This is a genomic window from Mesorhizobium sp. L48C026A00, from assembly GCF_000502375.1.
Classification (GTDB): Bacteria; Pseudomonadota; Alphaproteobacteria; order Rhizobiales; family Rhizobiaceae; genus Mesorhizobium; species Mesorhizobium muleiense.
On the sequence record NZ_AYWU01000013.1, the window covers coordinates 159758 to 177623 of the forward strand.

General features: G+C 62.7%; 17 protein-coding genes. 13 read left to right on the forward strand and 4 right to left on the reverse strand.

Features of this window, described 5'->3' with window-relative positions:
- The first annotated feature begins 4 nt into the window (after positions 1-4).
- The 12 genes from X738_RS63205 to nuoG all read left to right on the forward strand — a co-directional run bounded on the left by X738_RS63205 (position 5) and on the right by nuoG (position 13625).
- Positions 5-1468, forward strand: coding sequence for a monovalent cation/H+ antiporter subunit D family protein (locus X738_RS63205; RefSeq protein ID WP_023800379.1), 1464 nt, complete (start codon positions 5-7; stop codon positions 1466-1468).
- Positions 1465-1719: a hypothetical protein gene (locus X738_RS63210; protein ID WP_023800380.1), complete on the forward strand. Its 255-nt coding sequence runs from the start codon at positions 1465-1467 to the stop codon at positions 1717-1719. The genes X738_RS63205 and X738_RS63210 overlap by 4 nt, the downstream gene beginning before the upstream one ends.
- Positions 1712-3472, forward strand: coding sequence for a Na(+)/H(+) antiporter subunit D (locus X738_RS63215; protein WP_023800381.1), 1761 nt, complete (start codon positions 1712-1714; stop codon positions 3470-3472). The genes X738_RS63210 and X738_RS63215 overlap by 8 nt, the downstream gene beginning before the upstream one ends.
- 7 nt (positions 3473-3479) lie before the next feature.
- Positions 3480-4955 (forward strand): NADH-quinone oxidoreductase subunit M, encoded by a 1476-nt coding sequence (locus X738_RS63220; RefSeq protein ID WP_023800382.1) that lies wholly within the window; start codon positions 3480-3482, stop codon positions 4953-4955.
- A complete protein-coding gene (locus tag X738_RS63225; RefSeq protein WP_023800383.1) occupies positions 4952-6391 on the forward strand; it encodes an NADH-quinone oxidoreductase subunit N in 1440 nt (479 codons plus the stop codon). Before X738_RS63220 ends, X738_RS63225 begins: the two co-directional genes overlap by 4 nt.
- A 153-nt stretch (positions 6392-6544) precedes the next feature.
- Entirely contained in the window at positions 6545-6910 is a 366-nt protein-coding gene (locus X738_RS63230) for an NADH-quinone oxidoreductase subunit A (RefSeq protein WP_023800384.1), read from the forward strand.
- A complete protein-coding gene (locus tag X738_RS63235; RefSeq protein ID WP_023800385.1) occupies positions 6898-7401 on the forward strand; it encodes a NuoB/complex I 20 kDa subunit family protein in 504 nt (167 codons plus the stop codon). Before X738_RS63230 ends, X738_RS63235 begins: the two co-directional genes overlap by 13 nt.
- Positions 7398-7934: an NADH-quinone oxidoreductase subunit C gene (locus X738_RS63240; protein ID WP_023800386.1), complete on the forward strand. Its 537-nt coding sequence runs from the start codon at positions 7398-7400 to the stop codon at positions 7932-7934. Before X738_RS63235 ends, X738_RS63240 begins: the two co-directional genes overlap by 4 nt.
- 28 nt (positions 7935-7962) lie before the next feature.
- A complete protein-coding gene (nuoD, locus tag X738_RS63245) occupies positions 7963-9177 on the forward strand; it encodes an NADH dehydrogenase (quinone) subunit D (protein ID WP_023800387.1) in 1215 nt (404 codons plus the stop codon).
- Positions 9178-9195: 18 nt separating this feature from the next.
- Positions 9196-9708, forward strand: coding sequence for an NADH-quinone oxidoreductase subunit NuoE (locus X738_RS63250; protein WP_023800388.1), 513 nt, complete (start codon positions 9196-9198; stop codon positions 9706-9708).
- 5 nt (positions 9709-9713) lie between these two features.
- A complete protein-coding gene (nuoF, locus tag X738_RS63255; RefSeq protein WP_023800389.1) occupies positions 9714-10979 on the forward strand; it encodes an NADH-quinone oxidoreductase subunit NuoF in 1266 nt (421 codons plus the stop codon).
- Positions 10980-11009: 30 nt separating this feature from the next.
- On the forward strand, positions 11010-13625 hold the full coding sequence (nuoG, locus tag X738_RS63260) for an NADH-quinone oxidoreductase subunit NuoG (RefSeq protein WP_023800390.1): 2616 nt from the start codon (positions 11010-11012) through the stop codon (positions 13623-13625).
- Between the two features lie 23 nt (positions 13626-13648).
- Here the strand turns inward: nuoG and X738_RS63265 are convergent, their stop codons facing one another.
- From X738_RS63265 to nuoH, 3 genes are read right to left on the reverse strand one after another with little or no spacing between them, the layout of a single operon-like run.
- Positions 13649-14089, reverse strand: coding sequence for a CBS domain-containing protein (locus tag X738_RS63265; RefSeq protein WP_023800391.1), 441 nt, complete (start codon positions 14087-14089; stop codon positions 13649-13651).
- Positions 14090-14128: 39 nt separating this feature from the next.
- Entirely contained in the window at positions 14129-14695 is a 567-nt protein-coding gene (locus X738_RS63270) for an NADH-quinone oxidoreductase subunit I (protein ID WP_023800392.1), read from the reverse strand.
- A gap of 23 nt (positions 14696-14718) precedes the next feature.
- Positions 14719-15705, reverse strand: a complete 987-nt coding sequence (nuoH, locus tag X738_RS63275) for an NADH-quinone oxidoreductase subunit NuoH (RefSeq protein WP_023800393.1) — start codon at positions 15703-15705, stop codon at positions 14719-14721.
- Between the two features lie 860 nt (positions 15706-16565).
- Between nuoH and X738_RS63280 the strand changes: the two genes are divergently transcribed.
- On the forward strand, positions 16566-16967 hold the full coding sequence (locus X738_RS63280) for a hypothetical protein (protein ID WP_245277713.1): 402 nt from the start codon (positions 16566-16568) through the stop codon (positions 16965-16967).
- Positions 16968-17126: 159 nt separating this feature from the next.
- Here X738_RS63280 and X738_RS63285 read toward each other — a convergent pair whose 3' ends face one another.
- Positions 17127-17651, reverse strand: a complete 525-nt coding sequence (locus X738_RS63285; protein WP_023800395.1) for a DUF2867 domain-containing protein — start codon at positions 17649-17651, stop codon at positions 17127-17129.
- Positions 17652-17866 lie beyond the last annotated feature (215 nt).

The following is a 17866-nucleotide window of genomic DNA, read 5'->3' on the forward strand; positions in this document are numbered from 1 at the left end:
CGGCTTGGACCCGGTGATATCGATCCGGCCGCTGCTTGCCGTCGCCGTCGCAGGCCTGGCGGCCCTTGCAGTTCTCGTTCTGAACAACCGCGAGAAACTCCGCGATCTCGTCTCGCCCTTGGCCGCGATCGCCATGTTCGCGATTGTCGCTTCGATGGCACCCACGGTGCTGGCCGGCGGGACGGTCGATTTGCGCCTGTTCGAGATTCTGCCGGGGATCGACTTCGCTTTCCGGGTCGATGCGCTCGGCATGGTGTTTGCCACCGTCTCGTCGCTCTTGTGGATCGTGGCGGCGATCTATTCCATCGGCTACATGCGCCACTTGAACGAGCACGCGCAGACCCGGTTCTTCGCCTGCTTCGCCGCCAGTCTCGCGGCGGCCGTCGGGGGCGCCTTCGCCGCCAATCTGTTCACGCTGGTGATCTTCTACGAGGTGCTCAGCCTCGTTACCTATCCGCTCGTCTATCACCACGAGGACGAAGAGGGATGGACGGGTAGCCGCAAGTACCTCGTCTATTTGATGGGGGCGTCGAAAAGCGTGCTTCTCGCCGCGCTGGCGCTGACCTACCATCTGGCGGGGTCGCTCGACTTCGTGCCAGGCGGGCTGCTGGCCGGGGTCGATGCCTCGCCGGCGCTGCTGACCGTGGTCTACTTCTGCTATCTGTTCGGCTTCGCCAAGGCCGCGGTGATGCCGATGCACGCCTGGCTGCCTGCCGCGATGGTCGCGCCGACACCAGTCAGCGCACTCTTGCATGCGGTGGCCGTGGTCAAGATGGGCGTGTTCTGCGTGCTGCGGGTGGTGTTCCATGTCTTCGGCACGGGGCTGGTGGACGGGCTGGGGCTCGGCATCGCAACGGCCTATCTGGTCTCGTTCACCATCCTGATGGCGTCCATCTACGCCCTGACGCGGGACGACCTGAAGGCGCGGCTCGCCTATTCGACGGTCAGCCAACTCTCCTACATCGTGCTGGGCGCGGTCCTGCTGTCGCCGGTCGCGATGGTTGGCGGGATCATCCACATTGCGGCGCATGCGTTCTCCAAGATCACGCTCTTTTTCTGCGCCGGGTCGATCTATTGCGCGTCCGGCAAGCGGAACATCAGCGACATGGCCGGCATCGGCCGCAGGCTGCCCTGGACGATGGGCGCGTTCTTCGTGGCCTCGCTCAGCATGATCGGGGTGCCGCCGACCGCGGGCTTCGTCAGCAAGTGGTATCTGGCGCTGGGCTCGGTGGAGGCGGGGGAGATTGCGTTCCTGGTCGTGCTCTTGGTGAGCTCGGTCCTGAACGCCGCCTACTTCCTGCCGGTCAGCTATGTCGCTTTTTTCGGGACGGAGACACAGGAAAGTCCGGCGACGGTCCGTGAAATTCCGTTGGTGACGATCCCACTGGTCGCGACCGCGATCCTGTCGGTGTCGATGGGTATTTTCCCCGGCTATTTTCTCACCCTGGCGGAAGGAGTGGTCAGATGATCAGGCGTGTCGTCGATTTCTTTGGTGAGGCGAGATACGCGGAGCAACGCCGCCGGCTGTTTTATCTGGCGCTCGTTCTGATCGTCATCGCCGATTTTCTGGTCCCCCGCGAACACGCTGAATTCCTGTGGGACCGCTTGCCGGGCTGGTCGGCCGTCTATGGCTTCTTGTCCTGCGTCCTGCTGATCTTCGTCTCCAAGTTCCTCGGCCATCAGGGCGGGTTGATGCGGCGCGAGGACTATTATGATTGACTTCGTCCATCCCGCCCTGCTGTTCATTCTTGGCGCCCTGCCGATCCCTTTCCTGAAAGGATCAATCCGCAAGGCCTATCTGATGTTGATTCCCGCGCTGGCGATCCTCGCCGTGCTCACCGTGCAGCCGGGCAGCTACGGCGCGGCGGAGTTCATCGGGCAGGAAATCCTGATTGCGAAGGTCGACAGGCTGAGCATCGTCTTCGCCACCGTTTTCACCATTATGGCGCTGATCGGCATGGTCTATGCGCTGCACCTGACGGGCGCCGGAGAGCATGTGGCGGCTTTCGTCTATGTTGGCAGCGCGCTCGGCGTGGTGTTTGCAGGCGACTACCTGACCCTGTTCCTGTTCTGGGAAGGTATGGCGTTTGCCTCTGCCTATCTGGTCTTTGCCCAGCGCGGCAAGCAGGCGATCCGTGCGGGGTTCCGGTATCTCATGGTCCATATCACCGGCGGCGTCGCCCTGCTGGGTGGCGTCATTCTCCACGGGCTCGCCACAGGTTCGCTGCTCTTCGGCCCGATCGAGGGGGGGATGGGCGTCGCCGCCTACCTGATCCTTGCCGGGTTCATGCTCAACGCCGCGGTGCCGCCTCTCAACGCCTGGCTGACAGACGCCTACCCGGAGGCGACCGTCACCGGAGCGGTGTTCATGAGCGCCTTCACCACCAAGACCGCCGTCTATGTGCTGGCTCGGGCGTTTCCGGGCACCGAGCTTCTCGTTTGGCTCGGCACGGCAATGGCGCTTTACGGCGTCATCTACGCGGTGCTGGAGAACGACTGCCGTCGGCTCCTGGCCTATCACATCGTCAGCCAGGTGGGCTACATGGTGGCGGGCGTCGGCATCGGTACCGAGATGGCGGTGAACGGGGCCTCCAGCCATGCCTTCGCGCATATCCTCTACAAGGCGCTCCTGTTCATGGGTGCGGGGGCGGTGATCCACGTCACCGGGCGGCGCAAGCTCACCGAGCTCGGTGGGCTCTACAGGACCATGCCGCTGACCGTGGCGCTCTACATGGTCGGCGCCTTCGCGATCTCGGCATTTCCGTTCTTCTCGGGCTTCGTGACCAAATCGATGGTGGTGGCCGCCGCCGGACAGGATCACCGCGCGCTGGTGGTGCTGGCGCTGACGATGGCATCATCTGGGACCTTCCTGCACACTGGGCTCAAGCTCCCGTACTACATGTTCTTCGGCATGGACCGGAAGCTGGAGGCGCGGGAGCCGCCCCGCAATATGCTTGTTGCGATGGGAATGGCGGCGGTGCTGTGCATCGCGATCGGGGTGTTCCCCCAACCACTTTACGCGCTGCTGCCCCATCCAGTCGACTTCGAACCCTACACCGGCGTCCATATCACCGAGAGCCTCGGCATACTGATGTTCACCGCATTGGGCTTCGTGCTGTTCCTCAGGGCGCTCGACCCCGAGAACACGATCAGCATCGACACCGACTGGTTCTACCGCAAAGGCGCGCGGCATTTCATGTGGCTCGCCGAAAAACCGCTGGCGCGCTACGAGAAGGCGGTGAGCGACGTGTCCGAGACCGTGGTGCTGCCCTTCCTGCACGGAACCGCACGGGCCGGACTGCGGATCGATCTCAACGGTGTGGACGCCGTTGTGAACGGCGTCGCCCGCTCAATCCTGCGCGGTGGCGGTGCGCTGCGCAAGCTGCAGACCGGCGTCGTGACCCATTACGCGCTGGCGATGATCGTCGGTGTGATCGCAGCCATCGCCGTCTTCGCTGTGGTGTGGCGGTAGGGGTGCGATGGCGTTCCCGCTGCTTAGCCTCATCGTGTTCATGCCCGCCGCCGGGGCAGCGGTTCTGATGCTTCTCCGCAGCGACGATGCGGTGCGGTGGACGGCGCTAGGTGTCACCGTCCTCGACCTCGCTCTCTGCATCGCTATGCTGGCCGGCTTTGACACCACTACCCACGAGATGCAGTTCACCGAGACGCGCCCGTGGGTGCCCGCGCTCGGAATCACTTACGCGCTCGGCATCGACGGAATTAGCGCGCTCTTTGTATTCCTGACTGCGTTATTGGGCTGGATCTGCGTGCTCGCCTCGTGGGTCGCGATCGACCGCAAGGTGAAGGAGTTCATGGTCAGCCTGCTGGCCATGCAGGCGCTGATGCTGGGGGTGTTCTGCGCGCTCGACCTGTTCCTGTTCTACGTCTTCTGGGAGGCGATGCTGATCCCGATGTACGTGATCATCGGCGTCTGGGGTGGCGACGGCCGGGTCTATGCGGCGTTCAAATTCTTCCTCTACACGCTGGCGGGCAGCCTTCTGTTCCTGATCGGTGTCATCGTGCTCTATTTCCACGGCGGCGAGACTTTCGACATCCTCGCCCTGACGGCGCAGGATTTGCCGTTCCGGGTTCAGTCCTGGCTGTTCTTTGCCTTCCTGATCGCCTTCGCAGTCAAGGTGCCGATGGTCCCGGTCCATACCTGGCTGCCGGACGCCCATGTGCAGGCGCCGACGGCGGGTAGCATCATCCTCGCCGGCGTTCTCCTGAAGATGGGCGCCTACGGCTTCCTGCGGTTCTCGCTGCCGATGCTGCCGGAGGCGTCGCTGTATTATTCCACGCTAATGCTTTCGCTTTCGGCGCTCGCAATCGTCTATGGCGGGTTACTCGCGCTGGCGCAGGACGACCTCAAGAAGCTGGTGGCCTATTCCAGCATCAGCCACATGGGTTTCGTGACGCTGGGTATTTTCACGTTGAACCTCCGCGGGCTCGAGGGCGGCATCCTGCAAATGTTCAATCATGGCGTAACGACGGGCGCGTTGTTCCTGTTCGTCGGCCTGATCTACGAGCGGACCCATACCCGCAGCATCGCGGATTATGGCGGGCTGATGAAGGCGGCGCCGGTCTATACCGCGTTTCTTGCGCTGTTCACCCTGTCGTCGATGGCGCTGCCGGGAACGAATTCGTTCGTGGGCGAGCTGCTGGTGCTGTCGGGGGCGTTTGCGGCCAATCTGGCCGTCGGCGCGGCCGCCGTTTTGGGGGCACTGCTGGGCGCGGCCTATCTGCTTGGCATGTACAGGAAAGTCGCGCTTGGTCCAGCCAGCATCGGCGTGCGGTTCAAGATTCGCGACGTAAACGCCCGCGAACTGGTGGCGATCCTGCCGCTGGCGGTCTTCGTGCTCTGGGTCGGGCTCTATCCGAAACCTTTTCTCAACATCATCGGGCCTTCGGTGAGGCATCTGCTCACGCAGGTGCATTCTAACGGGGGCGGCCAATGACCGCTGCCACGCTTTTCCAGTCGATCCTAGCGAGCCTGCCCGAGATCGTGGTGGTCACTGGGGCCTGCATCTTGCTGATTCTGGGACAGCTTGTGCCAAAGGGACAGGGGTATTTCCTCGTCTGGGCTTCCGCTGCAACCGTGCTGGTTGCGACCCTGGCGACACTGTTACTGGCGGGCGAGGTGCGGCCGGCCTATTCGGGCATGTTTATCGCCGACCGCTTCGCGGTCTTCTTCAAGATGGTGTTCTACCTTTCGACCATCCTGACGTTCCTCCTGTCGCGAAAATATGCCGAGATCGAGGAGATCGCGTTGAGCGAATACTATGTCCTGCTGCTCTTTGCGCTTTCCGGCATGATGATCATGGCCTCGGCAACCGATCTTCTGTCGATCTATGTCGGCCTCGAACTGATGGCGCTCTCGACCTATGTGCTCACCGGCTTCCTCAGGAAGGAGCGGCGGTCGAACGAGGCGGCGCTGAAATACGTGGTTCTCGGCGGGGTCTCGACGGGAATCTTCCTCTACGGCGTCTCGCTGATCTACGGGATCACCGGCACGACGCAGCTGGACGGGATGGCTGCGGCGGTGACCGGCGACCCGCTCGATCCCGGATTGCTCCTGGCGGTGGTCTTCATCGTCGCGGGGCTGGTCTTCAAGGTCGGCGCGGTGCCGTTCCACATGTGGGTGCCGGACGTCTATGAAGGCGCGCCGACGACAATCACGGCCTTCATGTCGGTCGCCCCCAAGGCGGCGGGATTCGCGGTGATCCTGCGCGTGTTCCTCAACCCGCTGGTCGCCGCTTCCGACGCCTGGATCATCGTCGCAGTGATCGCGGTGGTGACGATGGCGCTCGGCAGCTTCGTGGCGCTGGTGCAGGACAATTTCAAGCGCCTGCTCGCCTATTCCAGCATCGCCCATGCGGGCTTCGCGCTCTTCGGCGTGGTGGCGGGTGGCGCCGACGGGATTGCCGGGGTGATGCTCTACCTGCTGATCTACGCCTTCATGAATCTCGGTATCTTCGGCATCGTCATCATGATGCGGAATGGCGATTTCTCCGGCGAGGTCATCGAGGACTACGCCGGCTTCGCCAAGTCGCATCGCGGGTTGGCGCTTCTGATGCTGCTCTACCTGTTCTCGCTCGCCGGCATTCCGCCGACAGCCGGGTTCTTCGCCAAGTTCTACGTGCTGGTGGCGCTCGTCGAGCGGGGTTTCGTCACGCTGGCGGTGATCGCGGTGCTGCTGAGCGCCGTCGCCGCCTACTTCTACATCCGCATCGTCATGGTGATCTACATGCGCGAGCCGGAGCGCGCGTTCGAGCCTGCCCTGACGCCGTCCGTCCGCGCCACGCTCGCCTTGACCGCCGCCGGCACCATCGGCATCGGACTGTTTCCGGCGTGGTTTCTGAGGCTTGCCCAGAGTTCCGTGTTCGGCGGTTGACCACGATTGGATTTGCAATGAACCGGCCAAGGGAATACTCTGGAGCGTACGAAAGGATGCCCTAGTCGCTGCACGAGGGCCAGCACCGCCGGCCTGAAGATTGGTCGGTCGCAGCTTGAGCAAGCCCTCGGTGGGTGACCAGGGCAGCGCGACATGACTGGAATGGAATTCCTGCCGGTTCTCTTCATGGTCGCCGGAATTGTCCTGGTGGCCGTGGCGACGCTGTTCGTCTCCTCGCTCCTGCGCCCGTCCAACCCCTATCCCGCGAAGAACATGCCCTATGAGTGCGGCATGGACCCGGCCGGCGAGGCCGCCGGGGGCCGCTTCAGGGTGCAGTTCTTCATCCTCGCAATCCTGCTGGTGGTGTTCGACGTCGAGGCGATGTTCCTGTTTCCCTGGGCGGTCGTGCTGAAGGAGATCGGGCTCGTCGGCTATGTCGAGATGTTTGTCTTCATGCTGCTGCTTATCGTGGGCTTCGCCTACGCCTGGCTGAAAGGAGCGCTGGAATGGGAGGAGTAGGCGAAACGATTCGCGACAGCGTGCTGTTCACCACCGCCGACAGCATCATCAGTTGGAGCCGGCGGTCGGCGCTCTGGCCCGAGACCTTCGGGATTGCCTGCTGCGCCATAGAGATGATTTCGGCCGGCTGCGCCCGCTACGATCTCGACCGCTTCGGCGTGGTGTTTCGACCTTCGCCGCGCCAGTCCGACGTGATGATCATCGCCGGCACGGTGACGCGGAAGTTCGCTCCGGTCGTGCGCCGGCTCTTCGACCAGATGCCGGAGCCACGCTGGGTCATCGCCATGGGCACCTGCGCGATCTCGGGCGGGGTCTACAACACTTACGCCGTGGTGCAGGGGGCGGAGACTTTCGTGCCGGTGGACGTGCATGTGCCCGGCTGCCCGCCGCGGCCCGAGGCACTGATGCATGGCATCCTTCTGCTCCAAGAGAAGATCAAGAGGTCCCGCGCGCTGGCCGGGACGCCTCTGGATCGGGTTGCAGCCTCATGAGCGTGGAGACGTCCCTCATCCGCACCCTGATCGCGGAACGTTTCGGGGGGGAAATCGAGGAGCTTGGCTTCTCGCATGGGGTTCACGCTTTCGCCTCACCGCCTGACGTGATCGTCGAGCTTTGCCAATTCCTGAAGGGCCATCCGACGCTGCGGTTCGATTTCCTGTCCGACATCTGCGGGGTCGACCATTATCCCGAAACGCTGCGCTACGAGGCGGTGTACCACCTCTATTCGCTGCCGAACAAATGGCGCGTTCGGATCAAATGCCGCCTCGGCGATCCGCCGCGGGTCCCGTCGGTGACGGGGGTCTGGCGGACCGCCAACTGGCACGAGCGAGAGGCCTGGGACATGTATGGCATCCGGTTCGAGGGCCATCCCGACCTGCGCCGGATCTACATGTGGGAAGGCTTCGAGGGCTTTCCGCAGCGCAAGGACTTTCCGCTCCGGGGCTACAAGGACACGCTGAACCCGTTTGGCGCGGAAGGCCCGCCGCCGACGCAGCCCGATCTCGCCACCAAGGACATTCCATAAGGGAGGCCGTTCGACGCCGGGAAGTGAGATGACCGAAGTCACGGAACTGAGCAGGCCGGCAGGTGAAGCGCTCGACACAAAGGAGGTGCTTCTCAACCTCGGCCCGCAGCATCCCAGCACGCATGGGGTGCTGCGGCTCGTCCTTGAGCTGGACGGCGAGTATGTCGCGCGCGTGGACCCACACATCGGCTACCTCCACCGCGGCACCGAAAAGCTGGCCGAGAGCTTCACTTACACCCAGATTTTTCCGCTAACCGACCGGCTCGACTACCTCTGCCCGCCCTCGAACAACCTCGCTTTCGCGCTAGCGGTGGAGAAGCTCCTGGGCATCGAAGCGCCGATCCGCGCGCAATATATCCGCGTGCTGATGGCCGAACTCGCGCGGATCTCCGGTCACCTCCTGATCACCGGTGCGTTGCCGATGGACCTGGGCGCCATGACCGCGTTGGTTTACGCCATGCGCGAGCGTGAAATGATCATGGACCTGTTGGAGATGATCAGCGGGGCGCGGATGCACACCTCCTTCTGCCGGGTCGGCGGTGTGCGCGAGGACCTGCCCGACGGGTTCTTCCCCAAGATCAGGGAGTTCTGCGACATCTTCCCGAACCGGATCCGCGACTATGAACGGCTGGTCGAGAACAACCGGGTGTTCCTGAAGCGCACGCAGGGGATCGGCGTGATCTCAGCCGAGGACGGTATCGACCTTGGCCTGAGTGGCCCGAACCTGCGCGCCTCGGGCGTTGACTGGGACATCCGCCGCGACGAGCCTTACGAGATTTACGACCGGCTGGCTTTCAACGTCATTACCCGCGATGAGGGCGATTGCTACGCGCGCTGGCGATGCCGCGTCGAGGAGATGCGCGAGAGCGTCCGGATCATCGAACAGTGCCTCGACCAGATGCCCGAGGGGCCGTTCCAGATCGATATGCCGACAATCGCTTTCCCGGTGAACAAGGACAAAGTGCACTGCTCGATGGAGGCGCTGATCCAGCATTTCGACCTCTCGGCCTATGGCTTCAAGGTGCCGAAGGGCGAGGTCTATTCGGCGATCGAGGCGCCAAAGGGCGAGCTCGGGTTCTACATCATCAGCGACGGGTCGCAAAAACCGTTCCGGATGAAAGTGCGGGCGCCGTCATTCGTCAACCTTCAGGGACTGTTCGGGGTCAGCAATGCCCGCTACCTGGCGGACATGATCGCCGTGCTGGGCAGCCTCGACCCTGTGATGGCCGAGGTGGACAAGTAGCAGGAGATTTTGGACGCGATGAACATGCGTGAACAGATCGAGGCGGCGGCGGCGCGGTATCCCGACCAGCGCTCGGCGATCATGCCCGCGCTTCTGATCGCGCAAAAGGAACATGGCCATCTACCCGGCCCGGTGTTGGAAGAGGTCTCCGACATCCTCGGTGTCGAGCGGGTCTGGGTCTACGAATTGGCGACCTTCTACACCCTCTTCCATACCGAGCCGGTGGGGCTGTTCCACTTGCAACTCTGCGACAACCTATCCTGTATGCTGCGCCGATCCGAGGACCTGCTGAGGCATCTGGAGACTGTGCTGGGGATCGAAAAGGGCGGCACAACCCCGGACGGGCTGTTCACGCTTTCGACCGTCGAATGCCTCGGCGCTTGCGAGATGGCCCCGGTGATGCAGGTCGGCGACGACTATCACGGCGACCTCGACATTGCGCGGATCGACGCGCTCTTGGACAGGCTGCGCGCGGCGGCGGGGCAAACGACCGGCGCCGAACTCGCCGCCGCAGGACCGCCGGGTGAGTAGCCGCCATGTTCGAACCGGTCCTTCTCAGAAACATGGACGAGCCGGATGGCCATCTGCTTTCGAGCTATGAGGCCGGCGGCGGCTACCAGGCGCTGGCGAAGGCGCTGCGCGAGCACACGCCCGACGAGATCATCGACCTCGTCAAGCAAGCGAACCTGCGCGGTCGCGGCGGCGCCGGATTCCCGACCGGGTTGAAATGGAGCTTCGTGCCGAAACGGGCCGACAAGCCGAAATACCTGTGCTGCAACGCCGATGAGGGCGAGCCCGGCACGTTCAAGGACCGGATCATCATGGAGCGTGATCCGCACCAACTGATCGAGGGCATGGTGATCAGCGCCTACGCGATCGGGGCGGAAACCGCCTATGTCTACATCCGCGGGGAATACGTGCTGGCGATCCACCGGCTGAAGCAGGCGATCGCCGAGGCCCATGCAAAGGGTTATCTGGGAACACGGATTCTGGGCTCGGATTTTAATTTCGTCGTGCACGTCCATTGCGGCGCCGGCGCATATATCTGCGGCGAGGAGACGGCGATGCTCGACTCGCTCGAAGGCAAGCGGGCGCAGCCCCGTCTGAAACCGCCGTTTCCGGCGGTCGCGGGGCTCTACGCCAGCCCGACCGTGATCAACAATGTCGAGACGCTGGTCTGCGTGCCGCATATCGTGGCGCGGGGGCCGGACTGGTTTCGCAGCATCGGCCCGGACAAGAGCCCCGGTCCGAAGCTTTATTGCCTCAGCGGGCACGTGCGGAACCCGGGCCTTTACGAACTGCCGATGGGCATATCGCTGCGTGAACTGGTCGAGGACCGCGCCGGCGGGCCGCCGCCGGGGCGCAGGATCAAGGCGGTGATCCCCGGCGGGGTCTCGGCGCCGCTGATCCCGGAGCGCGGGCTGGATGTCGGGATGGACTTCGACTCGCTGGCTGCGGTCGGCTCGATGCTTGGCTCGGCCGGGGTGATCGTGATCGACGACTCGACCTGCATGGTCAAGGTCGCCACTCGGATCATCGAGTTCTTCCACCACGAGTCCTGCGGGAAATGCACGCCTTGCCGCGAAGGGCTGAACTGGGTGGTGAAAGTGCTGCGCCGGGTCGAGGCAGGGCAGGGCGCGCCGGACGATCTGGAACAGCTGGAAGCGCTCTGCAAGGGCATTTTCGGCAACACGTTCTGCGCTCTGGGCGACGGCGCGGCTATGGGGCTGCGGGCGGCACTGGCGCATTTCGAGCATGAATTCGTCGCCCATATCGAGGAGGGCAGGTGCTCGTTTCACTAAGGAGCGCGCAGGAGAAGGCCGCAAGAAGTCATGGTTAGCGTCACGATCGATGAACAAACGCTGGAAGTGGAGGCAGGCTCTACGGTGCTGCAGGCTGCCGAGCGTTTGGGCATCGAAATCCCGACCTTCTGCTATCTGAAGCGGCTGCCGGCTCTGGCCTCCTGCCGCATGTGCCTAGTGGAGATCGAAGGGCAGCGGCGGCTGCAGCCTTCCTGCGCCACCGCGGTCACCGACGGCATGGTGGTGCGGACTAACACGCCGCTGATCGACGAAACGCGCTCTTCCATNTCTTCCATGCTCGACATGCTGCTTGCCAACCACCCGCTCGACTGCCCGATCTGTGACAAGGGCGGCGAGTGCGAGCTTCAGGACATGGTGATGGCATACGGGCCCCGGGAAAGCCGATTCCGCGATGCCAAACGTGTGTTCCACTCCGAGGACATCCGTCTCAGCCCCGTCATCATCATGAACGTCAACCGCTGCATCCAGTGCCAGCGCTGCGTCCGGATGTGCGAGGACGTGGTCGGAGCGGTCGCCTTGGGCACCATCGAAAAAGGCATGGATACCGCCGTCACCGGCTTCGAGGGCAGTCTCGCGAGTTGCGACCAGTGCGGCAATTGCGTCGAGGTCTGCCCGGTCGGCGCACTGATGAGCTTCCCCTATCGCTACAAGGCTCGGCCCTGGGATCTGGTCGAGACCGACACGGTCTGCCCGCATTGCGGCACCGGCTGCCAGCTCACCGTCGGCGCGCGCAAGGGCGAGTTCATGCGGGTCCGCTCGAAGTGGGAGCATGGCGTCAATCGCGAAACGCTCTGCGTGCGGGGGCGCTTCGGCCTCGACTTCGTCGGGAGCCGGGACCGGATCAAGCGGCCGATGATCCGTCGTGACGGCGCACTGGTTCCGGTTTCCTGGGACGAAGCCGGGGACTACTTGCGCCGGCGCCTGTCGGCCGTCGAGAGCAAAGCTGCGGGCGGGCTGGCCTCGCCGCGCCTGCCCAACGAGGTGCTTTATCAATTCCAGAAGCTGATGCGGACGGTATTCCGGACCAACAACATCGACTGCTCGTCGCGCTGGTCCACGCCCTTCGAGACGCTCGGCCCGTTGGTGGCGGGCTTTTACAGCCGCGCGCCGCTGGAGGAGGTGATCGGCAACGACTGCGTGCTTGTCGTCGGTGGCAACGTGACCGACGAGAACCCGGTCACTGAATACCTGCTGCGAGACGCGGCGCGGCGGAGGCAGACCAGGTTGCTCATGCTCTCGGCGAGGCCATCCCGGCTGGACGCCGATGCCCGAGCGGTCGTTCGCGTTGCTCCGGGCGCTGAGGCTGCGGCCCTTGCCGCAGTGGTGGCCGGTCTCGTGGCGGCGGCCGGCCAAGCCTTGCCGAGCGAGGTTCTTGCGGGCGTCGGCGCGGCAACCGGCTGGGCACCACCGACCATCGGCAGCGACGGGCCGGACCGTCTAGCCGCTGCGCTGCTGGACGGCGGGAGCGTCGCTGTGCTTGTCAGCGCCGACCTCCTGAGGCTTTCCGAAGCGCGCGCAACGCTGCAGCTCACCAACCTGCTGCGGGTTCTCCGCGTGCTCGGCAAGGGCCCGGCGATGCAGTTCCTCTTCGACCGAGCCAACCAGCTGGGCGCCTGGGACATGGGGGTTCTGCCGGCGGCCCTGCCGGGACTGCGCCCGGTCGGCGATCACACGGCGCGCACAGCTCTCATACGGGCCTGGGGCGCCGAAATTCCGCCTGAGCCGGGCGCGGATCTCGACGCAATGCTGGCGCTTTGTGACAAGGGGCGGGTAGGCGCGCTTTATATCGTCGGAAGCGACCCTCTGATGACCTATCCCGACCGGGGATTCGTCAAGCGGGCGCTTGATGCCACCGATCTCCTGATCGTGCAGGACACCTTCCTCACCGATACCGTGGGTCTGGCCGATGTCGTCCTGCCTGCGGCGGGTTATGGAGAGGAATCCGGCACCTTCACCAACAACGAGGGCCGGATCCAGGCGGTCCGCAAGTTCCGCGAACCCGCCTTCGAGGCGCGGGCCAATCTGGCGATCTTGGACTTCGTCGCAGCGCTCCGCAACCAGGCAATGCAACCGTCGATGCAAGGCGAAATCTTCCGCGAGATTGCCCGGCTGGTTCCGGCCTACCAAGGGCTGACGGACGGGCTTGGAGCCGACGGAGCATTCACCACGGCGGACCCGACGCCGCCGGCTGGCGAGTTCTTCGCCCCTCCGCCTAACCCGAATGCGGCCGACCGGCTCATGTTGGTCACCGGCAACTGCCTGTTCCACAATGGATATCTTTCCGAACGCTCGGAGATCCTGAATACGGTGGCGGATGACCCATATGTTGAGATGAGCGCGTGGGACGCCGCGCAGCTTTGCCTTGCGGATCGCGATCAGGTGGTCGTGCGATCCGCCCAGGGCGAACTGAGGGCGCAGCTCAAGGTCAACAGGCATTTTCCCCCGGGCCTCGTGTTCGTGCCTGAAAACTATAGAGACCTGCGTCTCAACAGCCTTATGCGGCGGGGCGAATACCCTTGTCCGGTGGAGGTTCAAAAGGCGCACGCTGCCTTCGCCACCGGAGTCGGGGCGCGCCCTGAAGATCGCGGCCAAGGCATTGCCGAGCTTCCGGGCAGTTCACCCTAATCGGCTCCCCCGGGTTTGCATCCTCAGTGATAAGGGGTGCCGGCAATGTAATCGCTCAACGCTTGCTCGGTACGGAGCAATTCGTCGAGCCGGTGCTTGACCACGTCGCCGATGCTCACCACGCCGACAGAAGCGTCGCCATCCATGACCAACACATGGCGCGTGCGTCGGTCGGTCATGAGCGACATCACAAAGGGCAGCAAATCCTGTGTCGAACAGGTCACCACACTGCGGTTCATGATGTCGGCGACCCGCATTGTGGGCGCCTCGATTCCGTATTCAGCCACCGCATAGCAGCAGTCCCGCTCCGACAGCGTGCCCAGGCATTCCCCGGGCGAACGGCTGACGACCACGAATCCGATGTTGTTGTCCCGAAACAGCCGCAGGACTTCTACGACCGTCTGATCTGGTGTGACCGAGATGAGCTCGGGAGATTTGGTCTTCAAGATTTGGCGGACAAGCATCTGAGCCTCCTGTGCTCCGGCTTGACGGCTGCCGCGCGTTCACGTTCGGCGGATATTCCGCCACCAGTTGTATCCCTGAGGCTCGCTCGTCTCGACCAGCACGTCCTGTTCGGTGTTCAGGCGCGCGGCGACCACGCCGCCGCCGGTCGTCGCCTTGCCCGGTTTGCCGAGCAGGTCGTCGCGCCCGACCACCAGGTCACGCGAGGAAAAACTCGAGAATTCGTACTGTTGGCCAAGCGCGATCGCGTCGGCCGGGCAGGCGTCCTCGCACAGCCCGCAGAACAGGCAGCGGGCCATGTCGATCTCGAATTTAGCTGGATGCCGGTTGCCCTTCTCGTCCTCGTAGGGAATGACTTCGATACAGTCGCAGGGACAAATCCGCGCGCAGAGTTCGCAGGCCACGCACTTGATCTCGCCCTCTTCGTCGCGCGTCAGGAAGTGATGCCCGCGGTAACGCGAATAGGGCAACCATTTTTCCTTGTCAGGATACTGCATGGTCACGGATCTGGAGAACATGTAGCCGAAGGTCAGCGCCAAGGCGCCCGCTAGATCGGCGAAGAATGCCCAGCCGATCCATGTTCCACTTATGTGCAGTGCGCGCGACATCGCCGCCTCGCTTGGGGTGGCCCTCAAAGGAAAGCAACACCTGTTACTATTATGTTCGCCAGTGACAGTGGAAGCAAGACTTTCCAGCCGATCGCCATCAGTTGGTCGTATCGATAGCGCGGGAAGGTGAAGCGGAACCACATAAACACATAGAGAAAGAACGCGACCTTGAGCGCGAACCAGAGGAGCGGCGGCAACGGGATCAGCACGCCGTTCCAGCCGCCGAAGAACAGGATGACCGACAGGACCGACACCAGCAGCATGACGGCGTATTCGCTGACCATGAAGAACGCAAAGCGGATGCCGCTGTATTCGGTATGGAACCCGGCCCCCAGATCGCCTTCCGCCTCCGCCAGGTCGAACGGAATGCGCTGAGCTTCGGCCAGCCCGGCGACGAAGAATACGAAAAATCCGACCGGTTGGTAGACGATGTTCCAGACATCGGCCTGTGCCCGCACGATATCGAGCAGGCTCATGGATTGCGCCAGCATGACCACGCCGATGACCGCGAACCCCATGGGGATCTCGTAGCTGATCATCTGCGCGCAGGTTCTGAGGCTGCCCAGGACCGCGTATTTGCTGTTCGCGGCCCAGCCGCCGAAGATGACGCCATAGACCTCGATCCCGATCACCGCGAAGACGAAAAGGAGGGCCACATTCATGTTGGAGACGTAGAGTGTGATCTCGTGACCGAGGACCGAGATGCTTTCGCCGAAGGGGATCGCGACGAACACCACAAAGGGCGGGGCGAGCGCCAGAATTGGCGCCAGTTTGAACAGGAAGCGGTCGGCTTCGGCCGGGATGTGGTCCTCTTTGGTCAAGAGCTTGATGCCGTCCGCCACCGGCTGCAGCAGCCCGTGCCACCCCACGCGCATCGGCCCCATCCGCTGCTGGATGTGCCCGGCGATCTTGCGTTCCACCCAGGTCAGCGGCAAAGGCAGCAGCAGCAGGATCGCAATCAGCAACGCGACCTTGAAGGCGATCAGGCCAAGGGCGACGACAAGTTCCATAATCCGCGGCTACTTGTTCATCGGGTTGAGAGTTACGATACTGAGCACTGCGCTTGTCCGGCTTCGCGGAAACGGCAGTCTGCCGGCGGCGACGCAACTTGTGCAATGGTATCACAGTCTTACCGTTGCTGGCCATGGTGTGTGTGTCGCTTGGCGCTCAAACGGGCCCGCACATCGAGCAATGGCACGCAATGACGGGACCAGACGGCCCCAGCGCCTAATACTGAACGCCTCCACAAACAGCCCCCTTTTTACCGTTCAACAACGGCATTCGGCACGAGACACATTCCTAAGGGCCAGAACGCAGGGCACTGAACCGCTTAATCGGTGCAGGTGACGCTCCCCCACTAAAGGGCAATCCGAACGAGTTGCCGCCCGCCCGGCCAAAAAAGAGACCGACAACGCAGACGAGAAATGGGGAAATCTCGGCAGCGTCATCGGTCCAACGGACCAAAGGCGAGGAGGGTTTGGTGCATTGTCAATGCTATCGGTCATTTCCTGACTGACGACCCGCTTCCTCAGCCGCGATGGGACGCGCGACAGCCCATCGATCCGTCAGAGCACAAAAACCCGGTTGGCAAGCAGCACGATCCCGAGCTAACGATCTAACAGGCATCCCTACAGCAGAGGCCAACAGAAAGATGGTATCTCAGGACACTGCACGGCCGTGCGGCGATCGGCGGTGTTTCGGATACTGCGAGGTGCTCCGTCGCAGATTTGGATTTAAGCCATTTTGTGACGGTATTGTTGACGGTATTCGAAGGAACGCCAATTAGAATTCTATTGCATAATCAATAAGCTATGAGGGCAGTAGACAATCGAGTATTGCGAAGGGTGTGAAAGGTGGCCGGTTCCTTGCGATGGGCGATAAGACGACAAAATGGTCCTATGTTTTGACAGACGATCTTGCCTCATATCTTGCAAAAGCCGCGACGTTTCCTGGAAGTGAAATCAACCACCAAACGATCGATGTCGGCTGGCGCGATGGCGCCAAGAGCCAGCAAGAGGTCGCCGATCTCATCTCCGAGGTCATAAAGAAACGCCTTAGTGTCCGGGCTGTGCCGTGGCTGGTTTTCCGCGCGCTAGCGCGCCCGGTCAAGCTGTTTTCCGAGCTTGGCTATGACCTGATACAGATGTTCCTGTTCTTCAAGAAGGGCGTCTATATCTCGAATATTTCGAAACAGGAGCACTTCTTTGGACCCGCCCCTACATCCCGAGATGCGATCACGCGATGGGCGAAAGGTCAGCAGCTGATTTCGTGATGCATCGCGATGGCGGGTCGGCCTGACAGTCCCGTCGTCGATTGCGCGTACCTGTTTGCGGACCTGCGCGGCTTCTCGGTGGTGACGGCCCCTTGATGGAAATGGTGTCGGCGCGTCTTTCGCTTGACCCGATCGCGGCCGAGCCCGTGCTCGGCCACGCTAGTGGTCGGAAACCACCTGCATTAGCATCGCAGGAACGACGATACGATGAAATGGCTTCACCAACGCGAGATAGCTGCTGCCCACCAAATTGTGGGTTTTGACTACGGTCGAGACCGAGATCTCATGCTGGGTCGATGTGCGTTCCTTGACTTCCAATAACACGCGGAAATTGAGATGCCAGTCATCGAGACCGAACACGACACAATTGGAGGACTGCCTGACAACTGGCAAGAAGCCAAGATGGGGGTCAGATTTACTTCGCCGCTCCGGTCCAGTTTTCAAGCCAAAAGGCGTCACAATGCCATTTCGCAACGCCAGCAGCCACTTGATCCAACTTGGCTGCCTCCCGAATACCTGCTGCGAAACGCCGACCGCGTCCAAGGCGAGACCTGTTACAACCAATGCATAAGTGTCGCCGAAGTTTGCGCCGGGAAGAAGCCTGTCAGCGTGCGCAAACGGCCTGGCAAAAGGTTTCGCCACAACTTGCGGCCGGGGAGGGCGATGCCTGGCGATGCACATCATTGGGCCTTGGTTCCCCGCTGCACGCCAAGACACAGGCCGATCAGAACAAGCACGAGTAGTGGAAAGCCGCTTGGCAGGATGATCAGCGTAGCAACCGTTCCCCATCCCAACAATGCCAAGCCGACGAACCGTGGCACGACGATGCCCCTGCGCGTCATCCGAGGAGGAGCAGGCCCAGGATGATCAATGGGATTGCAAAGCTGCCGACCGTCGAC

Coding starts and splice junctions, on each gene's coding strand:
- X738_RS63285 (WP_023800395.1), bottom strand. CDS start 17,651: ATGATGTGCATCGCCAGGCATCGCCCTCCCCGGCCGCAAGTTGTGGCG.
- X738_RS63270 (WP_023800392.1), bottom strand. CDS start 14,695: ATGTCGCGCGCACTGCACATAAGTGGAACATGGATCGGCTGGGCATTC.
- X738_RS63215 (WP_023800381.1), top strand. CDS start 1,712: ATGATTGACTTCGTCCATCCCGCCCTGCTGTTCATTCTTGGCGCCCTG.
- X738_RS63230 (WP_023800384.1), top strand. CDS start 6,545: ATGACTGGAATGGAATTCCTGCCGGTTCTCTTCATGGTCGCCGGAATT.
- X738_RS63220 (WP_023800382.1), top strand. CDS start 3,480: ATGGCGTTCCCGCTGCTTAGCCTCATCGTGTTCATGCCCGCCGCCGGG.
- X738_RS63235 (WP_023800385.1), top strand. CDS start 6,898: ATGGGAGGAGTAGGCGAAACGATTCGCGACAGCGTGCTGTTCACCACC.
- nuoH (WP_023800393.1), bottom strand. CDS start 15,705: ATGGAACTTGTCGTCGCCCTTGGCCTGATCGCCTTCAAGGTCGCGTTG.
- nuoF (WP_023800389.1), top strand. CDS start 9,714: ATGTTCGAACCGGTCCTTCTCAGAAACATGGACGAGCCGGATGGCCAT.
- X738_RS63210 (WP_023800380.1), top strand. CDS start 1,465: ATGATCAGGCGTGTCGTCGATTTCTTTGGTGAGGCGAGATACGCGGAG.
- nuoD (WP_023800387.1), top strand. CDS start 7,963: ATGACCGAAGTCACGGAACTGAGCAGGCCGGCAGGTGAAGCGCTCGAC.
- X738_RS63240 (WP_023800386.1), top strand. CDS start 7,398: ATGAGCGTGGAGACGTCCCTCATCCGCACCCTGATCGCGGAACGTTTC.
- X738_RS63265 (WP_023800391.1), bottom strand. CDS start 14,089: ATGCTTGTCCGCCAAATCTTGAAGACCAAATCTCCCGAGCTCATCTCG.
- X738_RS63250 (WP_023800388.1), top strand. CDS start 9,196: ATGAACATGCGTGAACAGATCGAGGCGGCGGCGGCGCGGTATCCCGAC.
- X738_RS63280 (WP_245277713.1), top strand. CDS start 16,566: ATGGGCGATAAGACGACAAAATGGTCCTATGTTTTGACAGACGATCTT.
- X738_RS63225 (WP_023800383.1), top strand. CDS start 4,952: ATGACCGCTGCCACGCTTTTCCAGTCGATCCTAGCGAGCCTGCCCGAG.